Genomic DNA, 22,954 nt, shown 5'->3' with positions numbered 1-22,954 from the left:
CCTGCACCTCGTTAGAGGGCAGGGCCGTTGTGTTGGACAGACTGTATTGCGTCAGTACTCGCTGCGACGCCTCTCACTCCATGGCGTTCAGCGCTGGGTGAGTGGTGCCGGTACCGGGACGGCGCGGGTGGCGCGATCACGGCGTACGCGGATCACGAAGGCGATTCCCAGCGCGAAGATACCGAAGGCGACCGGGATGGCGGCGACCGAGATCAGGCTCAGCAGGGTCTTGTAGACATCGCCGCCCAGCCAGCTGACCACGACGGCCAGGGCCGCCATGGAGATGATCCAGAAGGCGCGTGAGCGTTTGACGGTCAGCATCTCGCACACCAGGCCCGCGGAGTCGGCGCTGGTAATGAAGAACAGCAGGATGTTGAGCGTCAGGATGAGGGACAGCAGGCCGCTGCTGTCGATGGTGTCGATCAATACGAAGACATCATCGACGCCCAGGCTCAGACTGCCGAGCCCGAAGACCACGAACCACAGGCATGAGAACAGGGTCGGCACCAGCATCACGCCCAGCACCATGCCACGCAGGGTGCGGCCCTTGGAAATGCGGGCGATGAAGACGCCGGTGAAGATGAACCAGCCATACCAGGCCGCCTCGAAGGCATACAGCCAGTCTGCCAGCCATGTCTTGCGCTCCGGATCGCCCAGGCCGATATCGGTGGCCATCGTGGGGTACTTGAGCAGGTATTCCGGCACCAGGCGCACGAAGGTGGAGAGGATATCGCCGGGCACGGTCAGCACCAGCACGCCGAGCATCAGGATGATCGCGAACAGGGTGTTGTAGTTGCTCAGCCACTTGATGCCGCGCTTGAGGCCCGAGGCGGAGGAGATGATGGCGCACACGGCCAGCACGCAGATGATCAGGGTCGGGCTGAATTCGATGCCGACCAGCTTGACCAGCCCCTGCTGGATCGGGGTGGTCGCGTAGGTGAAGGACAGTGACAGGCCGATGACGGTGGAGACGACGAGGCTGATCAGGTTCAGCTTGCTCCACAGGCCGTTGCCCAGCAGTTCTTCGGCAGGCTTGGCCATCTTCATGTTGTACATGGCGTGGGCGAAGAGCGCGCCGATGGCCAGATAACCGGCCCAGGCGAGCAAGCCCCAGTGATTGAAGGCGTTGAGCAGCGCCATGTCGGTGCTCAGGCCGGCATCGGTGTGATATTTGGGTTCCAGCACGCCCCAGGTGAGTAGGCCGATGCCCATGCCGGTGGCGAACAGCATGCCCATCCAGCTCAGGGTATGGAATTCAGGGTCGCCTTCGCCGAAGCGCAGCTTGCCCAGCGGGGTAAAGCAGACCGCGACCAGCAGCAGCGAGACGGCAAAGGCCGGCCAGGTGAACAGGAAGCCGAAGTTGCCGATCACCGAGCCCTTGATCAGGTCGAGACTGGCCAGAAATCCTTCGGGAAACAGGGCGGCGGCACCGATCAGTAGCGCAATCACGCAGACGGTCGCGATCGAGGTCAGGTATTGCTCCTTGCCACAGGTCGAGTTTCCTAGCCCGCAGATGTCGTCAGCGGAGTGCGCGTTCTGTTGTTCATGATTTGACTGTCCAGAGACGGACTGTTCAGAAGCAGGCTGTGCAGAGGGCGAGTGGTGGGTCATTGTGCGAGTCCTGATGTTGTTATTGTCGTGGCAGGCAACGTGATGCGGGGATGAGATGACGCGTTGAAGAGGCCGATGCTGAGCTCCTGTGAATGGCAAGGACCTCATAAGACTATCCGTACTGGGTAAGCAGTTTTGGATATGCACGACAACTAATTGGCTTGTTGCGACATGACGGCCCGCTTCAGGGCAATATCGGTAGGCGCAAGCGTGATGTGTTGCCCAATACGACTCGCCGAGCCGCCCCTGTCACGGGATGGCTCGGCGAGTGGAGGTTGGCAGGGCCTGTCTGGCAGAGCATGTCATGCTAGTGAGGCATCATGTTGGGACTGGCACAAGTCCATCAGTCTCCGCCTCAAGCTCAGGCCTGGCTTCTGCTTCTGTCCGGCTTCGGCTTGCCGAGCTTCATGAGGGCGATGCTGGATTCCTGACATAGCGCAACCAGAAGGCCCAGCGTCATCGCCACGATCACGAAGCTCATCGGCAGGGCGGCGGCCATCAGGATGGTCTGCAGCGCCTTGAGTCCGCCCGCCATCAGCAGCGTCCCCGCGACCAGCCCGATGCAGATGCCCCAGAAGATGCGATGGCGCGCCAGCGGTTCTTCATCGCCCAACGACAGGATGGTCGTGACCACCAGAGTGCTGGAATCCGAGCTGGTCACGAACCAGCTGATCAGCAGGAAGATCAGCAGTGCCGAGAGAATGATGCCCAGCACGTCGTTGCCTGCCAGGGCATCGGCGGTGGCGAACAGCGCTTCGGGCAGGTTCCAGTTGCGTACCAGCGTCATCAGCTCACCGCTGCCGGCGCCCATGCTGGCCGTCAGCTCCTGATGCAGACCGGTACCGCCGAACAGCGCCTGCCAGATGAAGATGATCAGCGGCGGGGCGATCAGCACGCCCAGGATGAATTCCCGCAGGGTGCGGCCCTTGGAGATGCGGGCGATGAACAGCCCGATGAACGGCGCCCACGCCAGCCACCAGGCCCAGTAGAAGATGGTCCAGCCTTCCTGCCAGCTGCTTTCGCCCGCGGTCTGGGCGACCCACAGCCCCATCGGCACCACGTCGCGTAGTTAGGCCAGCAACGTCTCGCCGAACAGCGAGATAAGCCACAGCGTCGGGCCACCGACCAGGAAGCTGCCGACCACGATGATCGACACGCCGATATTGAGCTCCGAGATGTAGCGGATGCCGCGCTTGACCCCGGAGACCGCCGAGGCAATGGAGATCGCGCTGATCACGACGATCAATGCCAGCTGGGTGCCGATGCCGGCATCCAGGCCGGTGAGGCGATTGAGGCCCACCGCGATCTGGCTGACGCCCAGGCCCAGCGAGGTGGCGATACCGAACACGCAGCCCAGCACGCCCATGATGTCGACGGCATGGCCGATCGGGCCGTAGATGCGCTCGCCGATCAGCGGATAGAGCGCGGAGCGCAGTGCCAGCGGCAGCTGCTTGCGATAGGCGAAGTAGGCCAGCGTCATGCCGACGATGCCGTAGACCGCCCAGCCATGCAGCCCCCAGTGGAAGAAGGCCGCCTTGAGTGCCTCGACGGCGCGGGCGTGATCCATGGCGGTGGCACCGGTCAGATCCGCATGTGGGTTGTTGGGGTAGCCGAAGCCACCGGAGTTGTCGAAATAGAACATCGGCTCCGCGACACCGAAGAACAGCACGCCGATGCCGACTCCTGCCGACAGCAACATCGAGATCCAGGTGAAGCGCGAGAATTCCGGGGCACTATCCTTGGGGCCGAGGCGCAGGTTGCCCCAGGGCGAGCATACCAGTGCCAACGACAGGGCGATCATCGCGACCACCAGCACCAGGTAGTAGGTACCGAAGGTATGTTCGATCCAGCTGCGTGCGGCACCGAAGATGGCGGCCGCCCCATCGGGAGAGAGGCCGGCCCCGACGACGAATGCCAGCAACAGGCCGGCCGAGGTCAGGGGCATGCCCTTGTGCATGCCTTTGAGCGAGCCGCTGGTTTCCACTTGGAGATGTGCCGTGAGGGCATTGTTCTGCGAAGGGGGTGGTGCGTGATCACCGAGCGGATCATGGTCTGTCGCTGCCATGAGAAGACTCCTGAATTGTTGTAGTTGTTGTGTGAGCTGTCGTTCTAATTGCTGTTTGAGCTGTCGCTCCTGCTGCGGCCTGAATGCCTTGAGAGCGGGATCGATACGGATAAGGCCAGTGGCGAAAGTAGGGGGTGGTGTTCTCGATCAGGCCAATGCCGGGGATGGCCAATCTCGAGAGTGCCAAGAGTGTCATGCGTAACTAGCTGGGCACCTTTGCTGTCAGTGTCCTGTCAGCAACGCAACCGGCTATCAGGCCGATAGTTGCGCCTTCCAGACTAGTCAGGTGCGGTGTGTGGGCGTTGAAGAAAAGCGACGACTATTTGTCATAAAACGACGTCAAGGGCATGCAAAAGATGCCAAAAATGACAATGCCCGCTCAGGTGTTGGCCTGAGCGGGCATTGGTGACTTGATGATGACAAATCACTACCAAAGAGTGTGACTCTTCTGCAGTCCTTAGCCCGCGTTGGTCTGGCTGACCGTTCGCGGCGTGGCTTGCGGGCCGGTCTTCGGCTGATGACGCGATTTGATCACGCTGCGCGATTCATCCACCAGCGCGACCAGCAGGCCAAGCGTCATGGCGAGGATCACGAAACTGACCGGCAGGGCGGCAGCCATCAGGACCGTCTGCAGCGCCTTGAGCCCGCCTGCCATCAGCAGCACCGCCGCGACGGAGCCGATGCAGACACCCCAGAAGATGCGGTGACGCGGCAGCGGGTCTTCATCGCCCATCGACAGGATGGTGGTGATGACCAGGGTGCTGGAGTCGGAGCTGGTCACGAACCAGCTGATCAGCAGGAAGATCAGCAGCGACGTCAGCACGGTGCTGAGAATGCCATTGCTCACCAGCGCATCTGCGGTGGCGAACAGCGCCTCTGGCAGATTCCAGTCGCGAATCATGCCCATCAGCTGGCCGGTGCCCGGACCCATGGCCGCGTTCAGTTCCTGATGCAGGGCGGTGCCGCCGAACAGGGTCTGCCAGATGAAGATGATCAGCGGCGGGGCAATCAGCACGCCGAGGATGAATTCACGCAGGGTGCGGCCCTTGGAGATACGCGCGATGAACAGACCGATGAACGGTGCCCATGCCAGCCACCAGGCCCAGTAGAAGATGGTCCAGGCATCCTGCCAGTCGCGCTCGACCGGTGTGCTCGCGACCCACAGGCCCATGGGGATGACGTCACGCACGTAGGAGACGACCGTCTCGCCGAACATGCTGATCAGCCACAGGGTCGGGCCACCGATTAGAAAGCTGCCGACCACGATGACGGACACGCCCACATTCAGCTCGGAAATGATGCGGATACCCCGCTTGACACCGGAGACCGCCGAGACGATGGAGATGACGCTGATGATCGCGATCAACACGACCTGGGTGCCGATACCCGAGTCGATACCGGTCAGGCGGTTGAGGCCGACGGCGATCTGACTGACGCCCAGCCCCAGCGAGGTGGCGATACCGAACACGCAGCCCAGCACGCCCATGATGTCGACGGCATGGCCGATGGGGCCGTAGATGCGCTCACCGATCAGCGGATAGAGCGCGGAGCGCAGTGCCAGCGGCAGATTGCGGCGATAGGCAAAGTAGGCCAGCGTCATGCCGACGATGACATAGACCGCCCAGCCGTGCAGCCCCCAGTGGAAGAAGGCTTGCTTGAGAGCGTCGACGGCGCGGGTGTGATCCATCGCCATATGGCCGGCGAGGTCAGCGTGCGGATTGTTGGGGTAGCCGAAGCCGCCGGAGTTGTCGAAGTAGAACATTGGTTCGGCGACGCCGAAGAACAGGATGCCGATCCCGACGCCTGCCGAGAGCAGCATCGAGACCCAGGTGAAGCGCGAGAATTCGGGGCGGCTATCCGGCGCGCCCAAGCGCAGCTTGCCCCAGGGGGAGAAGACGAGGGCAATGCACAGGCCGATCAGACCGACGATGGTCACCAGGTAATAGGTGCCGAAGGTGGATTCGATCCAGGCGCGCGCGGCGCCGAACAGGCTGGAGGACAGTTCGGGAGCCAGGCCGGTGGCGAGAACGAAAAGCAGCAGCAGGCCGGCGGAGGTCAGGGTCATGCCCTTGTGCATGCCCTTGAGCGGGCCGGAGGTCTCGACGCGCAGGCTCAGGTCCGGTGAATGGTAGCGCTGAGAACCGACGACTGCCGAGGCGCTGCCGCCAGAGGTGGTGTTGTTGGAGGTGGCGTTTTTGTTACTGGCGTTTTTGGTATTGGCAATGTCAGGTGAGGCGGGATCAGGCTGAGGTGGGGTCACGCAATATCTCCTGTTCGAGCTGGTCGTAGGGCCAGCGTTCCCTGTCGCGGTCACGGCGGAATGACCGTTCATCTGTCGCGAAAAATTGTTGTCGATAAGGCAACGAGATGAAGACGTGAATGCTTGTCGAGACGCGCGAGAAGACGCTAACTCCCTCATAGCATTACAATATATTATGAATGGAATTGATTTTGATGGCTACAGCTTCTGGAGAATTGGCTGTGTCGCAAGAGCGCGTTTGCCAGCGAGCCCATTCGGTCACGCAGACTCATTGGCAAGGGCTATCGCGCAGGGGCGTCGTGGCTGTCTGAGAAATAGAAATCATGCAATGATATTCTTGACGTGATACGACCACTTATTTCCTGAAAGCGACAATGTTGGCCGTCTGTGAGACGCTTTCGGGATAACATCCCGGCGGTGCAGGGGCGTGAGCGGAGCCTACACCTCAGGCGCTTGCCCTCACGACGTCATCGACGCTGCTTGAGCTCAGCCGACGGGCAGGGCGGATTCACCTTCTCACTCTTTGGAGCCACTGCACGATGCGACTCGATTACATCGGCCCGCTACCGGAAACCATCGGGTTTCTCTTGCTGCCACGCTTCTCGATGATGGCGTTCTTCGCGGCCGTGGAGCCTTTGCGCATCGCCAATCGCATCAGTGGCAAGCCGCTGTTTCGCTGGCTGCTCATCAGTGAGGATGGTCAGCCGGTCACGTCTTCCAGTGGCATGACGCTGGTCGCCGACCACAGCATTCTCGATATTCGCTCCCTGCCTTCGCTGGCGGTATGCAGTGGTTTCGAGCCCGAGGCACACCTCAATCGCGCCTTGACGGGCTGGCTGCATCGTCTCGATGGCGGAGGCTGTGTGCTGGGTGGCCTGGATACCGGCTGTTTCCTGCTGGCGTCGGCAGGACTGCTGGATGGTGAGCGCGTCACGCTGCACTGGGAAAGCCTGCCGGCGTTTCGTGAGCGCTTCCCGACCATCAGTACCTCGGATGAGCTGTTCGAGCTGGGCGCGCGGCGCTTTTCCTGTGCCGGTGGGGCAGCCGCGATGGACATGGCACTGGATGTGATTGCCCGCCGGCACGGCACGGCGCTGGCGGTGGATGTCTCGGAGCAGCTGGTACACGACCGCATGCGCACGCGGACGGACCAGCAGCGCATGACGTTGGCGCGCCGCCTCGGCACCCACAAGCGCCAGCTGGTGGATGCGGTCGCCTTGATGGAGCAGAACTTGGACACCCCCTTGTCGCTGGAGGAACTGGCGAGACGCTGTCGCGTCTCGCTGCGCCAGTTGCAGCGCCTGTTCGAGCAGGAGCTGTCGACCTCGCCGCGGGCCTGGTACCTGCGGCTGCGCCTGGAGCGGGCGCGGCATCTGCTCAAGGAAACCGACCTCGATATTCTCTCGATCGGGCTGTCGAGCGGCTTTACCTCCAGCTCCAGCTTCTCGCGTGCCTACCGCAACCACTTCGGGCATTCCCCGCGCCAGACGCGCTGAGGCCTGGCTGGTTGCCATCGGCGTGATGACGCTGACGTTAATCGTGATGCAGTGGTGAGGCGGGCCTCTTGCATTATCAGGCTGCTCGCCTCCATTACATGAAGATGCCCTCAGTAAGCCCCAAGGAATGGAGCGCGTATGCAGTTCATGAAATATGCCAGGCAGTTGGCGCGAAACCCGCTGGGGATCATCGCCTTGTTCATCTCGTTGATCTATGGCTTCGCGAGTCTGTTGCTGAATTCGGCGGCCGAGACGCTGACGGTGGCGGAGCGTTGGCCGCTGATCGGTTTCATCGTGGTGTTTCCGCTGCTGGTGCTGGCGGTGTTCTATCGACTCGTGACCCATCATCACGGCAAGTTGTATGCGCCGGGGGATTACGACAAGGATCGCTCCTTCATGCGCACGCTGTCGCCAGCCGAGCAGGAGCAGCGTCTGACTCGCGAGGTGCAGGAGTCGCTGGGGGAAAGTGATTGGCAGCAGGGCGGAGCAGGCGCCGAGGCTCAGGAGTCAACCGCCGCTGAGGATAGCGGGCAGGCCGTCGACGATGCCGATGTCGCGCAGCTGTTGAGCCCGCAGGACAGGGCCGATGAGAAGACGCCGTTATCGCGTGCCGAGCATCTGGATCATCATCGCCATCAGGTGACCCGGCTGAAGGATGCGGTGCTCCGTCAGATGCAGGAGTCCTCCACGGCGGGTGGTGGCGGCGGTAGTGCGAGCGGCGCGATGACGCGGCATGTGCGTGTCGGCGAGACCGATGCTTGCTTCGATGCGCTGCTCGAGGGGGAAAGCGCCCCCTTCACTTTCATCGAGGTGAAGGTGCTCAAGAACTACGCCAGAGCGCAGACGGTGCTGCAAAGTCTGCTCTACGAAGCGCTGCTGGCGGACCGCACTCTGGAGGCCAATTTCAGACTGATCGTCGTGGTCGTGCTGACGGAGGATTCGTCTCCGGACATGACGCGGGAGCGGCTGGAGCAGGAGTGGCATCAGCGCATCCGTCAGTGCCCGGTCGCCATCGAGCTGCGCTTCATGTCACCGGCGAGTCTGAAGGCTTAGGCGACGGCTTGACGCTCGAGCGGTCATCTCCAGGCCTTTCATTCATCAGCTATATCTGCCGTCAACTATGTCGGTCACCAGCTATGTCTGTCACCAGATGCGCAAACGCCCAGTCACGACTATCGTGGCTGGGCGTTTGCGGGCGTGAGGGGCTTACGCTAGTCCAGGGCGCACAGGCGCCGATCGAGGGCTTCACAGAAGGCCTGCCAGGCGTGCTGCATCTCGGGGAGCGCATGATGCGCATGCAGCGCCGCATGCACCATGCCGCGTGCACTGCGATAACCGACATCGGCACCGCGCCAGCGCCAGACATCCACCGCTGCCTCCAGCGGTTGCGTCAGCGGGTCATGCTCGGCGGCCAGTACTTCGATCTGGCGTGCCGGCGGCTGCTGGGAATGGGCCGGCGAGGGCGAGTAACTGGCGGAGCGGTCGCCCTCGGCGATGGCCAGCCACATGCTGACCACTTCATCGCGGCCGAGCAGCGGCGCATCCGAGCCCAACGCGAACTCGTTCTCCTTGGCCAACACGAAGACCGGGTCCATCGGTGGGTAGATCAGCCCCAGCACATAGCTGACGGGCTTCTCAGGGGCCGGATGCTCCTGATGGCGGGCCGTTTCCATTTCCGCGCCATGGGTGCCGAGGCTCTGCATGCGCGTGCCTTGCAGGCCGATGTTGGGCATCTCGGTATCGAGTCGGCGTGCCACATCCATCGCCAGTCGTGCGCCGGCGCTGTCACCAACGATGGCCACTGGCTCGACAGTGGCGGAGAGGTGCTTGATGGTCGCTAGGCAATCCGCCAGTGCGTCCTGATAGTTGGCTTCGGGCAGCAGGCGATAATCAACACTGACCACCTCACGACCCAACTGGGCGGCCAGGCTGGAGGCGATGCCCTGATGGCTCTCCGGCGAGCCTATCTGCCAAGCCCCTCCATGCAGAAACACCACCGGTGCCGGCAGATTACCGTCCGCCTTGCGTGCCACCTCCGGGATGAAGTGGCGCAGGCGCAGCGGCGTTGCCCGGCCGGTGATTTCGACATGATTCTCGTGGGTCGTGACGCCCTCGGCGAGCGGCGCGCCAAGTTGCTGGCACAGTTGTTCATAGCGCTTGCGGGCGTCTGCCAGCGGCATCTCTACCATTTCATCCATGCCGCGCGCGAAGTCAGCGATGAAGGCGCGACAGGTGATGGGGGAAGGGGTCATGGTCATGAATAGGCTCTCGGCGGGTGTCCCAAGACAATAACACCCCGCCAGAAGACTGGCAGGGTGCGGGTTTCGACGCTAAATCAGCGACTTGTTATCCGAAGCGGACATCAATTGTCATACGTCTCAGGCCGTCTTGTGGCGGATGGCGATACGACGACCGGCCGCCTTGGGCCAGTCATCATCGCCTGCCGGCTGGGGCAGAGCGGCAATGCGCTCCGCCATCGATTCTGGGCAGGGCGTCGGGCGGCCTCCACTGATGCTCATCGCCATCAACATCTGCTCGCTGGTGGCGATCTCGCTGCCGTCAATATCCGTCAGGGTAAACAGCACGTGCTGACGCTTCGGGTCGTGATCCAGCAGCATGACCTTGACCTTTAGCGCCTGGCCTTCATGCGCTTCCGCCAGGTAGCACAGATGCGTCTCCAGGGTGTAGATGGTCAGATCGTGTTCGCGACGACCCTCGGCATCCAGCCCCACATGCTCCATCAAGGCTTCGACCGCCATCGAGAAGGCACGCGCGTACTCGGCATCATTCATGTGGCCGTTATAGTCTACCCACTCATGCGGTACCGTGATCTCGAGCAGGTCCATCAGATACGCCCCTCGAGACCTTCGGCTTCCGGCCAGTACTTGCGCGTCAGGTTCAAAAGCTCGACCAGGAATTCATCGCGACGACGGTCCAGCTCGGCGACAGGGCGACCCGCTGCCTGGTATTCGCAGCCTTCCACGACCTTGTCGATCAGCTCGTCGGTCAGTTCCGGCGCTTCGAGTTTGGTCCATGGAAGTTTCAGGGCCGGGCCGAACTGTTCGAGCATGTGACGCATGCCCGGCTCGCCGCCTGCCAGGTGGAAGGTCAGGAAGGTACCCATCAGCGACCAGCGCAGGCCACAGCCATAGACGACAGCCGCGTCGATTTCTTCGGTGGTGGCGACGCCATCGTTGACCAGGTGCAGCGCTTCACGCCACAGCGCTTCCATCAGACGGTCAGCGATGTGACCCTCGATCTCGCGACGCACGATCAGCGGACGCATTGCCAGCTTCTGGTAATCATCGCGTGCGCCTTCCAGCAGTGCAGGAGCGGTGTGCTCGCCACCGACCAGCTCGACCAGCGGCAGCAGATAGACCGGGTTGAATGGGTGCGCGACGATGACGCGGCCCGGGGCCTTCTTGCAGTCCTGTTGCAGATCGGTCGGCTTGAAGCCGGAGGTGGAAGAGCCGATCACGACGTGCTTTTCGGTGGCAGCATCGATGGCGCTGAGGATTTCCTGCTTGAGTGGCAGACGCTCCGGCACGTTTTCCTGGATCAGATCGGCGCCGACCACGGCTTCTTCGAGCGTGGCGGCGAAGCGCAGGCGATCGACGGACGCGCCCTCAGCCAGGCCATCCTTCTCCAGTGCGTGCCAGGCGTTCTCGACGAAGGCGCGGGTGCGGGCTTCGGCGTCTGGGGCCGGGTCAAAGGCGACCACATCCCAGCCATTGGCCAGTGCGCGGGAGATCCAGCCGTTGCCGATGACACCGGTTCCTACGACAGATAACTGGCTCATGCGACACCTCCAGCGGTTTCGAGTGCTGCGATATCGCCAGCGGTCTTGCCGGTGGACGGATCACGCAGCTTCAGGAATTCACGCGTCTCGGCCGGGGTCATCACGCTGGAACCCAGGTTCTCGATGATGCCGGAGGACTTCTCGACCAGCTGGGCATTGGTCGCCATCACGCCCTTGGACAGATAGAGGTTGTCTTCGAGACCGACGCGAGCGTGACCGCCCAGCAGCACGGCCTGTGCGACCATCGGCATCTGCATGCGGCCGATGCCGAAGGCGGCCCAGTTGGAGTTGGTCGGCAGCTTGTTCTTCATGGTCAGCATGGTTTCGGTGTCGGCTTCCGCGCCCCACGGAATGCCCAGGCACAGCTGGAACAGCAGGTCGTCGTCGAGCAGGCCTTCCTGCTGCAGCTGACGGGCGAACCAGACGTGGCCCAGATCGAAGCACTCGAGCTCCGGCTTGACGCCAGCGACCTGCACCAGACGAGCGTGCTCGCGCAGCCAGTCGGCGGTATTGATGTAGACCATATCGCCGAAGTTCAGGCTGCCGCAGTCCAGGGTGCACAGTTCCGGCAGCAGTTCCTGGATCGGCGCGTGACGCTCGGCCGGGGTCTGGATGTCGGTGCCCGGGCCACCACGAGTCGGGTCGTTGACGTCCGGAATCCAGTCGCCGCCGCCACCGGCGGTGATGTTCATGACGATGTCGGTGTCGGCGGAACGCACACGGTCCATGACTTCACGGAAGTGCTCGGTGGAGTGGCTGATGCCGCCGGTCTCCGGATCACGAACGTGAATGTGGGCCACGCTGGCACCGGCCTTGGCGGCCGCGATGCAGTCATAGGCGATCTGCTTCGGCGTCACCGGGACATTCGGGTTCTTGCTGGCGGTATCACCCGCGCCAGTGATGGCGCATGTCAGGATAGTCTTGCGATTCATCGTCGGGCCTCACGTGTCAGAACACTTGTCTGCGGTAAGTCGAAGCGGCCATGTCACCAGACGTCAACCTGCACGTCCCGGTCGCATCGCCTCTGCGCCTTTGTTGAACACAGTGTCGTGAAGTTGAGGGCAGCGAGATGATCAGAAGACGCCGAATACTTTGCGTTTTACGTCAACTTTGCTCAGGCCGGGCGCCAACCCGCCCTGACGGACGCGAATGCATCGGTGAGAAGCCTCAATCGTGAGCCAATCGAGCTGCGTCAAAGGGAGGCTTTTCGGCCTCAGGTGCTGCCACCGACCCGCAGCGTGAATCCCAGGTCGTGGCTCAGTTCTCCTACGGGTTCGCCATTGATGCGCGCCAGCAGCTTGCGCGCTGCCATGCGGCCGATCTGCTCCCGCGGTGAGACGATGGTGGTGAGGCGCGGCGTGACATGCTCCCCGATCGGCAGGCCATTGAAGCCGGCGATGGCGATGTCGTCCGGGATGCGCACCCCAAGCCTGGCGGCAGCGAGAATGGCGCCACAGGCCATGTCATCGTTGGCGAAGTGGATGGCGTCGCAGTCAGGGAATGTCGCTTTGATACGCTCAAGCGCCTGAGCACCGCTGGTCATCTGTTGACGCACGGGCAGGTCGAGCAGGGGGGCGTCCTCGATGCCGGCCGCCGCCAGCGCCTCACGGTGCCCGGCATAGCGCATCGCCGCGCGATAGTCGCGATCGAGCTCGGCACCGGCGAAGTGGATCGTGCGATATCCGCGTGCCAGCAGGTGCTCGGTCATGGCGCGCCCAGCGGCGACATGATCCATCCCCACGTTCAGATCCAACCCTTCCCCCAGCTCCATGATCTCAACGATCGGCTGATTCCAGTTCTCCAGTATCTGGCGCGTCGCATCGTCATGGCGCAGCCCCGTCACCACCAGGCCCGCGGCCGACCAGCCCAGAAAGGTACGGATCAGCTGGGTTTCCCGAGCCAGATCGTAATCCGTCTTGCCCAGCAGCAGCTGATAGCCATGTGCCTCGAATTCGTCCTGCAGGCCCTTGATCACGTCGATGAATACCACGTTGGACAACGAGGGCACGATCACCGGAATCACGCGACTGGAGGCCGAGGCCAGGCTGCCGGCAATCATGTTGCGCACGTAGCCGACCTTCTCGATGGCCGCTTCGACTTTGACGCGTGTCGCTTCGCGCACGCTGTCGGGGCTATTGAAGTAGCGCGAGACGGTGATCGAGGAGACCCCGGCTTCCCGGGCCACGTCATTCAGGGTCGGCTGCATGGCACCCTTGCGGTTGCGGCGGGGAGATGATGGTGGATTAGACATATGTCGCGTTTTCTCATTTGCCGCTTGTCGTGACTTGGAGCCTAATCTATTAATGATGTTAGCGCTAACATGTTAGCGCTAACATTAAGCGAAGTGTTGATCGGTGTGCCGCATGAGGCCGCCTTGATCAGCACTTGAACAGCTTCCGCGGGAGATGCGAGATGACAGCAGCAACGACTTCACCGGTGATCGGCCTTGTCGGCCTCGGCGCGATGGGAATGGGCAGTGCGCGCGCCATGCTGGAAGCAGGCCTGGACGTGATCGGCTGTGATATCTCGCCCGCCGCCTGTCAGGCGTTCGAAGCGGCGGGTGGCCGCGCCGTTGCCTCGCCGCTGGAACTGGCGGCCGAGTGTCAGGTGGTGGTGCTGGTCGTGGTGAATGCCGATCAGGTCGAGCAGGTGCTGTTCGGGGCGCAGGGTGAGGGCGGTCTGGCCGAGCGACTCGCGCCGGGTAGCCTGGTGATCCAGTGTGCCACCGTGGCGCCGAGCTTCGCGCGCGAACTGGAAACCCGCCTGAACGGCATGCAGCTGGAGCTGCTCGACGCCCCGATCAGCGGCGGCGCCGTCAAGGCACGCAGTGGTGAGCTGTCCGTGATGTCCTCCGGCAGTGAAGCGGCTTACGTCAAGGCGGAACGCGTGCTGGCGGCGATGGCAGCCAATGTCTATCGGCTGGGCGACTGCGCCGGCCCGGGCTCGAGCGTCAAGCTGGTCAACCAGCATCTCGCTGGCGTGCACATCGCGGCGGCGGCAGAAGCCATGGCGCTGGGCATGAGCATGGGGATCGACCCCGACACCCTCTATGACGTCATCACCCATTCCGCGGGTAATTCCTGGATGTTCGAGAATCGCGTGCCGCACATCCTCAAGGGCGATTACACGCCGCTGTCGGCCGTCGACATCTTCGTCAAGGACCTGAACATCGTGCACAGCACCGGGCGCGAGCTGAAGCTTGCCATGCCGGTGGCCGGTAGTGCCCTGCAGCAGTTCACCGCCGCCAGTGGCGCAGGTTTCGGGCGCGAGGACGACTCGGCCGTCATCAAGGTCTATCAGCGTCTCGGCAGCTTCAGCCTGCCGGCCGCGAATGATGAAGGAGCGCAGTGATGCCGATCGTACTGGGCGGAATCGCCGATGACTTCACCGGCGCGACGGATCTTGCCAACAACCTGGTACGTGCCGGCATGCGCACCGTGCAGGTGATCGGGGTACCCCAGGACGCGCTGCAGGAAGGGGCGGCGAACGGGCTGGATCTGACTGAGGTCGACGCCGTGGTGGTCGCGCTCAAGTCGCGCAGCTGCCCGGTGGATCAGGCGATCAGTGAATCTCTCGCGGCGCTTGAATGGCTGAAAGCCCAGGGCGCGCGCCAGCTGTTCTTCAAGTACTGCTCGACGTTCGATTCTACGCCCGAGGGCAACATCGGGCCGGTCGCCGATGCCTTGCTGGCGGCCTTGTCTGCCACGCAGACGGCCTTCGTGCCGGCGTTCCCGATCAACGGGCGCAGTGTCTATCAGGGCCATCTGTTCGTCGGCGACCGCCTGCTCAATGACAGCGGCATGCAGCATCATCCCCTCAACCCGATGACCGATGCCGACATCGTGCGCGTGCTGTCACGCCAGACGCCGCATGGCGTGGGGCTGCTCGATCACGCCACTCTACGCCGCGGCGCGCAGGAGGCCCGTCAGCGTCTGGACGAGCTTGCCCATCAAGACGTGCGTCATGTGGTCTGTGACAGCCTCGATGAGCAGGATCTCGAGGTACTGGCCGAGGCGTTGGTCGATCACGCGCTGGTCACCGGTGGCTCTGGCCTCGCGCAGGCCTTGCCTGCCCAGTACCGCCGCAAGGGCTGGCTTGAGCCGATCGATGATGCGGCGGTGCTGGCCCCGGCGCAGGGCGCCGCGATGGTGCTGTCCGGCAGTTGTTCTCGCATGACGCTCAAGCAGGTGGCGCACTTCACTCAGCAGCATGCTGCCTTCGCGCTGGACCCCGTCAAGCTCAACGCGAGCGATACCCACTTCGAGGCGGCGCTGGAGTTCGCCCGTGAGCAACTGGCAGCGACGGACCCCAAGCCATTTCTGATCTACGCCTCGGCCGAGCCGGAAAGCGTCAAGGCGGCGCAGGCGTCACTGGGCGTCAAGCAGGCCGGTGAGCTCATCGAGTGCGCCCTGGCCAGTCTGGCCAGCACCCTGGTCGCGGAAGGCGTCGGGCGCCTGCTGGTGGCGGGGGGAGAAACCTCCGGCGCGGTGGTCTCGGCGCTCGACATCCGTGAGCTGCGTATCGGCGGCCAGATCGACCCCGGCGTGCCCTGGACACAGGCACCGCACCCGGCCGCCGGCCCCTCGCAGCCGGAGGCGATGCTCTCGCTGACACTCAAGTCCGGCAACTTCGGGGGTGAAGACTTCTTTACCCGGGCATTCGACGTGCTGGATGCCATGAATCCTCGCGAGGAGAACGCATGAGTCAGTCACAGCACGACATCAATGTGTTGCGTGAGCAGATCGCCACCTACGGCAAGTCACTGTTCGACCGCGGCCTGACCATGGGGTCCAGCGGAAATATCAGCCAGCGGCTGGACGATGGCGGCTGGTTGATGACGCCGACCAATGCCTGTTTGGGGCGCCTGGACCCGGCGCGCATCTCGCGCCTGGATGCCCAGGGTGTGTTGATCGATGGCGACGCGCCGACCAAGGAGCACTTCCTGCATCGCGCCATGTATGACGAGCGCCCGCAGTCGGGTGCCATCGTCCACTTGCATTCGACCCACTCGGTGGCGGTGTCCTGCCTGCCGGACGTGAATCCCTGCGAGTGCATTCCTCCGCTGACGGCCTATTACGTGATGCGGGTCGGCAAGCTGCCGCTGGTGCCTTATTACATGCCGGGCGACCCCGCGCTGGGCGATGCCGTGCGTGGCCTGGCCGGCAAGCACTGCGCCGTGTTGCTGGCTAATCATGGCCCGGTGGTGGCCGGGAAGACCCTGGAAGCGGCGGTCTATGCCACGGAAGAGCTTGAGGAAACCGCCAAGCTGTTCCTGCTGCTGCAGGGCAAGAACCCACGTGGGATGACCCCGGAACAGGTGGCGGAACTCGAAGCCAAGTTCGGCCGCCCCTGAGTGATGATGTCTTCGTCTGTGAAACCCAAGGATCTGACATGACCCGATTGGCCGCCAATCTCAGCATGCTGTTCACCGAGCATGACTTTCTCGATCGCTTCGCGGCTGCGGCCGAAAGCGGTTTTCGCGGGGTCGAATATCTCTTCCCCTATGCCTATGCCCCGGAAGAATTGCGCGCAAGGCTCGATGAGCACCAGCTGTCGCAGGTGCTGTTCAATCTGCCGCCGGGCGACTGGGAGGCCGGTGAGCGTGGCCTGACTTGCCTGCCGGGGCGCGAGGAGGAGTTTCGGGCCTCGGTGGCAGAGGCGATCCGCTATGCCCAGGCGCTCGATTGTCCGCGCGTGCATGCCATGGCGGGCCTGGTACCGAAGGATGCGGATGACGCCATGCGCGCGCGTTGCACCGAGACCTATATCAGCAACTTGCGTTACGCCGCCGCCGAGCTTGAGAAGGTCGGCAAGACACTGCTGATCGAACCGATCAACCCGCGCGACATGCCCGGCTTCTATCTGAGTGGCCAGGCGCAGGCACGCGAGATTCTCGCCCAGGTCGGCGCCGCCAACCTCAAGGTGCAGTTCGATCTCTATCACTGCCAGATCGTCGAGGGCGATCTGATCCGCAACCTGGAAGCGCAGTTCGCGCATATGGGCCATGTGCAGATCGCCGGCGTGCCGGACCGTCACGAGCCGGATGTCGGGGAAGTGCATTATCCGGCGCTGTTCGACCGGCTGGAGAGTCTGGGGTACGACGGCTGGATCGGCTGTGAATATCGTCCGCGGGGTGAGACGCGCGCAGGCCTCGACTGGGGTCGCGCCTTCGGGCTCAACGACGGCCAGTCGGGCACCGCCTGATCACGACTCAAGACAGCAGAAACGCCAATAACCACAACACGTCATGAGCCGTCATGCCAGGCGGCGAGCAAGGAGTCCTCACGATGCACGTCATGATTACCGGCGCCGCCGGATTTCTCGGTCAGCGCCTGACCGAGGCCTTGATCGACAAGGGCAGCCTGAAGGGGCAGCCATTGTCACGCTTGACCTTGCTGGATCAGATCGAGGCGCCACGTCCCGAGGCGGCGTCATGTCTGGCAGTTGAACCGGCCACCTCGCTGGATATCGAGATCGTGGCAGGCGATATCGCCGATGCCGAGGTGCTTGATCGCTGCCTGGCGGGCGAGCCGCAGGTGATCTATCACCTGGCAGCCGTGGTCAGCTCGGCGGCCGAGGCGGACCTGGCGCTCGGCATGCGCGTCAACTTCGATGCGACTCGCCTGCTGCTGGAAGGCTGCGCGGCGCGTGGATTGCGTGATACCCGGCTGGTGATGGCCAGTTCGGTCGCCGCCTACGGAGGCGATCTCCCCGAGACGCTGAGCGACATGACCGCGCTTGTGCCGCAGAACTCCTACGGCACCCAGAAGGCGATGTCGGAACTGCTGATCAATGACTACAGCCGTCGCGGGCTGGTGGATGGCTGTGTGCTGCGTCTGCCCACCATCATAGTGCGCCCGGGGCGTCCCAATGCGGCAGCCTCGAGCTTCGCCTCCTCCATCCTGCGCGAACCGCTCAATGGTGAACCCGCCATCTGTCCGGTACCGAGCGAACTCGAGATGTTCGTGATGTCGCCTCGTCGGGTGGTCGCGGCCCTGCTCAAGGGCGCGGAGGTGCCGAGCGCGAACTTCGGCCTCTCTCGCTGCTTCATGCTGCCGGGCATCACCGTCAGCGTCGCCTCAATGCTCGCGGCGCTCAAGGATATCGCCGGTGAGCAGGCGCTGGCACTCGTCAAGCATGAGCCTGACCCGCGTATCACCGCCATCGTCGGCAGCTGGCCGGCGCGCTTTGACACCCGCAAGGCGCGTTCGCTGGGCTTCGTCGGCGATGCCGACCTGCACGAGATTCTCAATGCGTATCGCGACGAGAGCGCCATCGTCTAGCCAGCGTCTGGCCATCTCATCCAGGACGAGCTCGCCAGACACCTTTGCCAGACCTGCTCGTCACATCAGTACGTCAATAACAACGATCGGCGTCATGCCAGCCGGCAGCGCCGACACCGCATACCTTGCACCACACAATAACAAACTACAGGAGTAGCACCCCATGACAGACGCCGCCGTCGCGGGGCCACAGGTCATCATCGGCCTGGGCATCGCCATCTTCGTCATGATCTATCTGGTATTGAAAACCCGCGTGCATGCCTTGCTGGCCTTGATCATCGCCGCCTCGCTGGCGGGGTTGATCGGCGGCATGCCGCCCAATGAGGTCATCAGTGCCATCACCACCGGTTTCGGCAAGACGCTTTCCACCATCGGTCTCGTGATCGGCTTCGGCGTGATGATGGGGCGTATCCTGGAGGTGACCGGTGCCGGGCAGCGCATGGCCTACGCCATCCTCAATCTGCTGGGCAAGAACAAGGAAGAGGCCGCGATGGCGCTGACGGGCTACATCGTCTCCATTCCGATCTTTTGTGATTCGGCCTATGTCATCCTCAACCCGCTGGTACGTTCACTGGCGCGCAACAGCGGACGTTCGGTGATCGGTCTGGGCATCGCGCTGGCGGCTGGCTTGATCATCACCCACTCGAGCGTGCCACCGACCCCTGGCCCGCTGGGCGTGGCCGGTATCTTCGGTGTCGACATCGGTCTGATGATCGGCTGGGGCCTGGTGATTACCGCGCCGGCGCTGATTGCACTGGTGATCTATGCCCGCCTGATGGGCCCGCGTATCGAGGCGATGCTGGAAGCCCAGCCGGGTGGTTTCGAAGGTAGCGTCAAGCATGACACCGACAGCATGATGCCTGAATCGGAGCTGCCTTCCCTGCTGATGTCCTGCATGCCGATCGGCCTGCCCATCGCGCTGATCTTCCTCAATACGCTGGTCAGTGCCGTGATGGGCGATACCAGCAATGCATTTACCAGCACCATCGCCTTCGTCGGCAACCCGGTGATCGCCGTGGGTATCGGGGTGCTGTTCGCCATCTATGGTCTGATGCCGAAGACTCCCAAGCAGGAAGTGTTCGATCATCTGGAAAAGGGTGTCGAGACGGCGGGTATCATTCTGCTGGTCACCGGCGCCGGTGGTGCGCTGGGCTCGGTACTGCGTGCCAGTGGTGGCGGCGATTACATCGCCATGCAGGTGGCGGCACTGGGGCTTCAGCCGCTGTTGATTCCGTTCATCATCGCCACCCTGGTACGCTTCATCCAGGGGAGTGGCACGGTGTCGATGATTACCGCGGCCTCGATCTCCGCGCCTATCCTGGTGGGCATGCCGGACGTCAACATGGTGCTGGCCGCGCAGGCCGCCTGTATCGGCGCGATGTTCTTCAGCTACTTCAATGACAGCTATTTCTGGGTCGTCAATCGCATGCTCGGCGTCAAGAGCACCAAGCATCAGATGCTGGTGCTGACCCTGCCGACGACGCTGGCCTGGGCCATTTCCATCATCACCCTGTTGCTGCTCAACGCCATCGTCGGTTGAGCCAGCCAGAGCAGTCTGTTTTATCAGGAGCGCCGGGCCTCATCGAGGTCCGGTTTTTTCGTTGGATTTTCGTTCATGTGCGAGGTATCAACACGGACATGCGGCGCTTGAGCATCTCCGTCAGCGTGGCTTTCAACATCTGCGCATGTAATAAAGAAAGCAGGGCGATCGAGGGAAATCAGACATGCCTTCACGAATGGCAATATTGGAGCAACACCTGAGTGCCACGACTCCTGCGAGGCTGAGCTTTGCCCCTGAACTCGAGAGGGACTTTGAACAGTTCGAGCATCGTCGGCGCATGAGTCGTGCCGTAATGGGCTGCTGGAGCCTGATCATCTTTCAGCTGATGTTCGTGCTCTATGACACCGTCTATGCGCCGGTCGCGATGCCGGTGACAGAGAATCTCGCCGTGATGCTGCGCCTGTACGTCTGCATCGCGCTCGCGATTCTCGTGCTGGTCCTCAAGAGTGAGGTCTGTCGCCCCGTCGGGCGCGAGGCGCTGCTGGTCGCGACACTGTGGGGCGTGATCGGCCTGGCAGCGTGGCTGGCGGTTCGCGAGAACCACCTGCGCTGCTTCCTCGAACTCTATGCGCTGGGCGTGGTGCCACTGGTCGGTATCGTCCTGATGCAGCTGCGTTTCGTCTCGGCTCTGTTGCTGTCGGCAGGGGGGATGGCCATCGTGATGAGCGTAGCGCTGAGCGTAGCGATGCCCTATGCCCATATGGACTTCGCGATCGTCTTCGTCTTCATGGCGTTCTGCCTGTTTTCGCTGATTGCCAGCTTCCGCATCGAGTTCTCGGCCCGTCATGCCTATCTGATGACCTCCATCGATCAACTGCGCCTGCAGGATGTGGAGTCACGCAATGCCGAGCTGCAGGAAATGGCCTGTCTCGACCCGCTGACCCAGCTCTACAACCGCCGTCATCTGATCGAGGTGCTCAAGCAGCACCATGGCGATGCTCAGCAGGCGAAGAACGGCGTATCAGCGTCCTATCCGGTGCCCCCGTTGCCGTGTCTGGCGCTGATGATGATGGATGTCGATCACTTCAAGGCCTTCAATGACCACTACGGGCATGTCGCGGGCGACAACTGCCTGTATCAGATCGCCCAGGCCTTGCAGGAAACACTGGACAGGGAAAAAGGCGCTGGCATCGCCGGTGCTCCCGAGGGGAAAGAGGCTGCGTTGGCCAGCGTCGTTCGCTTCGGCGGCGAGGAGTTTACCGCCCTGGTGGCCGTGCGTGATCTCGAGCATGCGCGCAGTCTGGCCGAGGCAATGCGCTATGCCGTCAAGTCGCTCAAGCTGCCTCACCGCGAGTCGGAACTCGGCGTCGTCACCCTGAGTGTGGGGCTTTGCGTCATCCCCTTGTCGCGCCTGCTCGAGGGCGAGGGGATGGAAGATGAAATGACGCGTGATATGGCGGTCGAGACGCTCCTCAGCCGCTGGGTCGATCAGGCCGACAAGGGGCTCTATCGTGCCAAGCGACATGGCCGCAACCGTACCTGCGTGCAACGTGGCAACGGTAATGGCAAGACGCGCGCCCAGGCCAGTGATGACCTTCATGATGAGCGGCAGAATGCGCAGCACGATGAACATAAGGCTGAGTTGCCAGATCCCAGGCCGCCGATGGGCGGAGCGGGTCTGTCATGAGAAGTCAAAAGCGACTCCCCGGCGGCCGCGAGGCGACGATGCCAGCGGCGGTGGCTGCCGAGCGCGGTGTCGTCGAGGGACTGATCGACGGTCGCGGTGCGTCACGCTGGCGGCTCATGTTCCCCGACACCCTCGAGACCCGGTATGTGGAAGAGACGCGCGTCTCGCGCACGCGCGGCTTGCTGTATTCCGGCATCTTCGCCTTCGTGATGTATGCCACCTTCCTGATCAGTGACACCATTCATCGCAGTGAGGACCTGGCACTGGCCGCCATGCTGCGGCTGGGCGGTGTCTGCGTGGTGGCCATGCTGGTGCTGCCGCTGGTGCAGCGGGCATCTTCCATGCGGCTCAAGGAGTGGCTGATGACCGCGCTGGTGATCAACACCATGCTGGTCAGCGCCATTCTGTTGCAGCTGTCGCGCACCGAGCTTTCGCATGTCGATACGCTGTTGTTCGGCTTCTTTCCGATGGTCGGCAACATTCTCTTTCGGCTGCGCTTCCCCCAGGCACTGACGGCGTCGCTGACCTGCACCCTCATAATGGCCGGGGTGATCGCGTTGGAACCTGCCGGTCAGGAGGGACTGGAGCTGCTGGCGATGGTGATCTTCGTCAGCACCACGGGGCTCTCGCTATTGGCCAATCATCAGCTCGAGCACAATCAGCGTCAGGTGTGGTTGCTGCGCCAGCGTGAGCGGCTGTTGCTGGAGGAGAAGCGCGCTGCCGGTCAACGTCTTACCCGTGAGGCCAACTGCGATGCGCTGACGGGCGTCTTCAACCGGCGTCACCTGGAGCGGGATCTGGCCCAGCGCTGGGCGGACCTGACCCGTGAGGACGGGCTGGCGATCCTGATGGTGGACGTCGATCACTTCAAGACCTACAACGACCATCATGGCCATGTGGAAGGGGATCACTGCCTGCAGCAGGTTGCCGGTGCGCTCCAGGCCGCCATCGGCCCGCAGCCGGGCATGGTGGTGCGCTATGGCGGCGAAGAATTCCTGGTTCTGCTGGAGTCAGTGACCGAGCGGCAATTGCGGGCCTGTGCCGAACGCATCCGCCGCAAGGTGCGTGCGCTCAAACTGATCCACCCCGACAGCGCGGTGGCGAAAGTGCTGACCGTCAGCGTCGGGGCGGTGAGCTACAAGGCCGAGCAGCACACCAACCTGACCGACCTGGTACGTGCGGCGGATGCGGCGCTCTATGACGCCAAGCATCAGGGGCGCGATTGCTGTGTCATACGGTGAGTTCCTGACGC

At 62.9% G+C, this 22,954-nt stretch carries 17 protein-coding genes and 1 pseudogene; 10 read left to right on the top strand and 8 right to left on the bottom strand.

Annotation, left to right across the window (positions count from 1 at the left end):
- Positions 1-87: 87 nt before the first annotated feature.
- The 3 genes and pseudogenes from LCW13_RS10185 to LCW13_RS10175 all read right to left on the bottom strand — a co-directional run bounded on the left by LCW13_RS10185 (position 88) and on the right by LCW13_RS10175 (position 5,936).
- Complete coding sequence (locus LCW13_RS10185; protein WP_225346762.1) at positions 88-1,611, bottom strand: BCCT family transporter; 1,524 nt, start codon at positions 1,609-1,611, stop codon at positions 88-90.
- A 361-nt stretch (positions 1,612-1,972) separates the two neighbouring features.
- Positions 1,973-3,568: pseudogene (locus tag LCW13_RS10180) on the bottom strand (BCCT family transporter).
- 565 nt (positions 3,569-4,133) lie between these two features.
- Positions 4,134-5,936 carry a BCCT family transporter gene (locus LCW13_RS10175; RefSeq protein ID WP_225346761.1) on the bottom strand — a complete coding sequence of 601 codons (1,803 nt, stop codon included), beginning with the start codon at positions 5,934-5,936 and terminating at the stop codon, positions 4,134-4,136.
- Positions 5,937-6,475: 539 nt separating this feature from the next.
- Between LCW13_RS10175 and LCW13_RS10170 the strand changes: the two genes are divergently transcribed.
- Together LCW13_RS10170 and LCW13_RS10165 are read left to right on the top strand one after the other, a co-directional pair.
- A complete protein-coding gene (locus LCW13_RS10170) occupies positions 6,476-7,432 on the top strand; it encodes a GlxA family transcriptional regulator (protein WP_225346760.1) in 957 nt (318 codons plus the stop codon).
- A gap of 138 nt (positions 7,433-7,570) precedes the next feature.
- Complete coding sequence (locus LCW13_RS10165) at positions 7,571-8,485, top strand: hypothetical protein (RefSeq protein ID WP_225346759.1); 915 nt, start codon at positions 7,571-7,573, stop codon at positions 8,483-8,485.
- Between the two features lie 158 nt (positions 8,486-8,643).
- Here the strand turns inward: LCW13_RS10165 and LCW13_RS10160 are convergent, their stop codons facing one another.
- The 5 genes from LCW13_RS10160 to LCW13_RS10140 all read right to left on the bottom strand — a co-directional run bounded on the left by LCW13_RS10160 (position 8,644) and on the right by LCW13_RS10140 (position 13,482).
- Positions 8,644-9,690 carry an alpha/beta hydrolase fold domain-containing protein gene (locus LCW13_RS10160; protein ID WP_225346758.1) on the bottom strand — a complete coding sequence of 349 codons (1,047 nt, stop codon included), beginning with the start codon at positions 9,688-9,690 and terminating at the stop codon, positions 8,644-8,646.
- Between the two features lie 120 nt (positions 9,691-9,810).
- Positions 9,811-10,278: a thioesterase family protein gene (locus LCW13_RS10155; protein ID WP_225346757.1), complete on the bottom strand. Its 468-nt coding sequence runs from the start codon at positions 10,276-10,278 to the stop codon at positions 9,811-9,813.
- Positions 10,278-11,231 carry an L-carnitine dehydrogenase gene (locus LCW13_RS10150; RefSeq protein ID WP_225346756.1) on the bottom strand — a complete coding sequence of 318 codons (954 nt, stop codon included), beginning with the start codon at positions 11,229-11,231 and terminating at the stop codon, positions 10,278-10,280. Before LCW13_RS10150 ends, LCW13_RS10155 begins: the two co-directional genes overlap by 1 nt.
- Positions 11,228-12,163, bottom strand: coding sequence for a BKACE family enzyme (locus tag LCW13_RS10145; protein ID WP_225346755.1), 936 nt, complete (start codon positions 12,161-12,163; stop codon positions 11,228-11,230). The genes LCW13_RS10150 and LCW13_RS10145 overlap by 4 nt, the downstream gene beginning before the upstream one ends.
- A gap of 281 nt (positions 12,164-12,444) precedes the next feature.
- A complete protein-coding gene (locus tag LCW13_RS10140; RefSeq protein ID WP_153635991.1) occupies positions 12,445-13,482 on the bottom strand; it encodes a LacI family DNA-binding transcriptional regulator in 1,038 nt (345 codons plus the stop codon).
- Positions 13,483-13,643: 161 nt separating this feature from the next.
- On the opposite strand from LCW13_RS10140, the gene ltnD reads away from it, so the two are divergent.
- The 8 genes from ltnD to LCW13_RS10100 all read left to right on the top strand — a co-directional run bounded on the left by ltnD (position 13,644) and on the right by LCW13_RS10100 (position 22,943).
- Complete coding sequence (ltnD, locus tag LCW13_RS10135; protein WP_192839235.1) at positions 13,644-14,582, top strand: L-threonate dehydrogenase; 939 nt, start codon at positions 13,644-13,646, stop codon at positions 14,580-14,582.
- A complete protein-coding gene (gene otnK, locus LCW13_RS10130) occupies positions 14,582-15,934 on the top strand; it encodes a 3-oxo-tetronate kinase (RefSeq protein WP_225346754.1) in 1,353 nt (450 codons plus the stop codon). The genes ltnD and otnK overlap by 1 nt, the downstream gene beginning before the upstream one ends.
- Entirely contained in the window at positions 15,931-16,584 is a 654-nt protein-coding gene (otnC, locus tag LCW13_RS10125) for a 3-oxo-tetronate 4-phosphate decarboxylase (protein WP_043336237.1), read from the top strand. The genes otnK and otnC overlap by 4 nt, the downstream gene beginning before the upstream one ends.
- Before the next feature lie 38 nt (positions 16,585-16,622).
- Positions 16,623-17,435: a 2-oxo-tetronate isomerase gene (otnI, locus tag LCW13_RS10120; RefSeq protein WP_225346753.1), complete on the top strand. Its 813-nt coding sequence runs from the start codon at positions 16,623-16,625 to the stop codon at positions 17,433-17,435.
- Positions 17,436-17,518: 83 nt separating this feature from the next.
- Entirely contained in the window at positions 17,519-18,514 is a 996-nt protein-coding gene (denD, locus tag LCW13_RS10115; protein ID WP_225346752.1) for a D-erythronate dehydrogenase, read from the top strand.
- 163 nt (positions 18,515-18,677) lie between these two features.
- Positions 18,678-20,054: a GntP family permease gene (locus LCW13_RS10110; RefSeq protein WP_225346751.1), complete on the top strand. Its 1,377-nt coding sequence runs from the start codon at positions 18,678-18,680 to the stop codon at positions 20,052-20,054.
- Between the two features lie 298 nt (positions 20,055-20,352).
- Positions 20,353-21,702 carry a GGDEF domain-containing protein gene (locus tag LCW13_RS10105; RefSeq protein WP_225346750.1) on the top strand — a complete coding sequence of 450 codons (1,350 nt, stop codon included), beginning with the start codon at positions 20,353-20,355 and terminating at the stop codon, positions 21,700-21,702.
- Positions 21,699-22,943, top strand: a complete 1,245-nt coding sequence (locus LCW13_RS10100) for a GGDEF domain-containing protein (protein WP_225346749.1) — start codon at positions 21,699-21,701, stop codon at positions 22,941-22,943. The genes LCW13_RS10105 and LCW13_RS10100 overlap by 4 nt, the downstream gene beginning before the upstream one ends.
- Positions 22,944-22,954 lie beyond the last annotated feature (11 nt).

The organism is Cobetia amphilecti (genome assembly GCF_020217465.1).
In the GTDB taxonomy this organism is placed as follows: Bacteria; Pseudomonadota; Gammaproteobacteria; order Pseudomonadales; family Halomonadaceae; genus Cobetia; species Cobetia amphilecti.
Note: the sequence above shows the minus strand (reverse complement) of the source record. Positions and strands in the feature narration are given on the sequence as shown.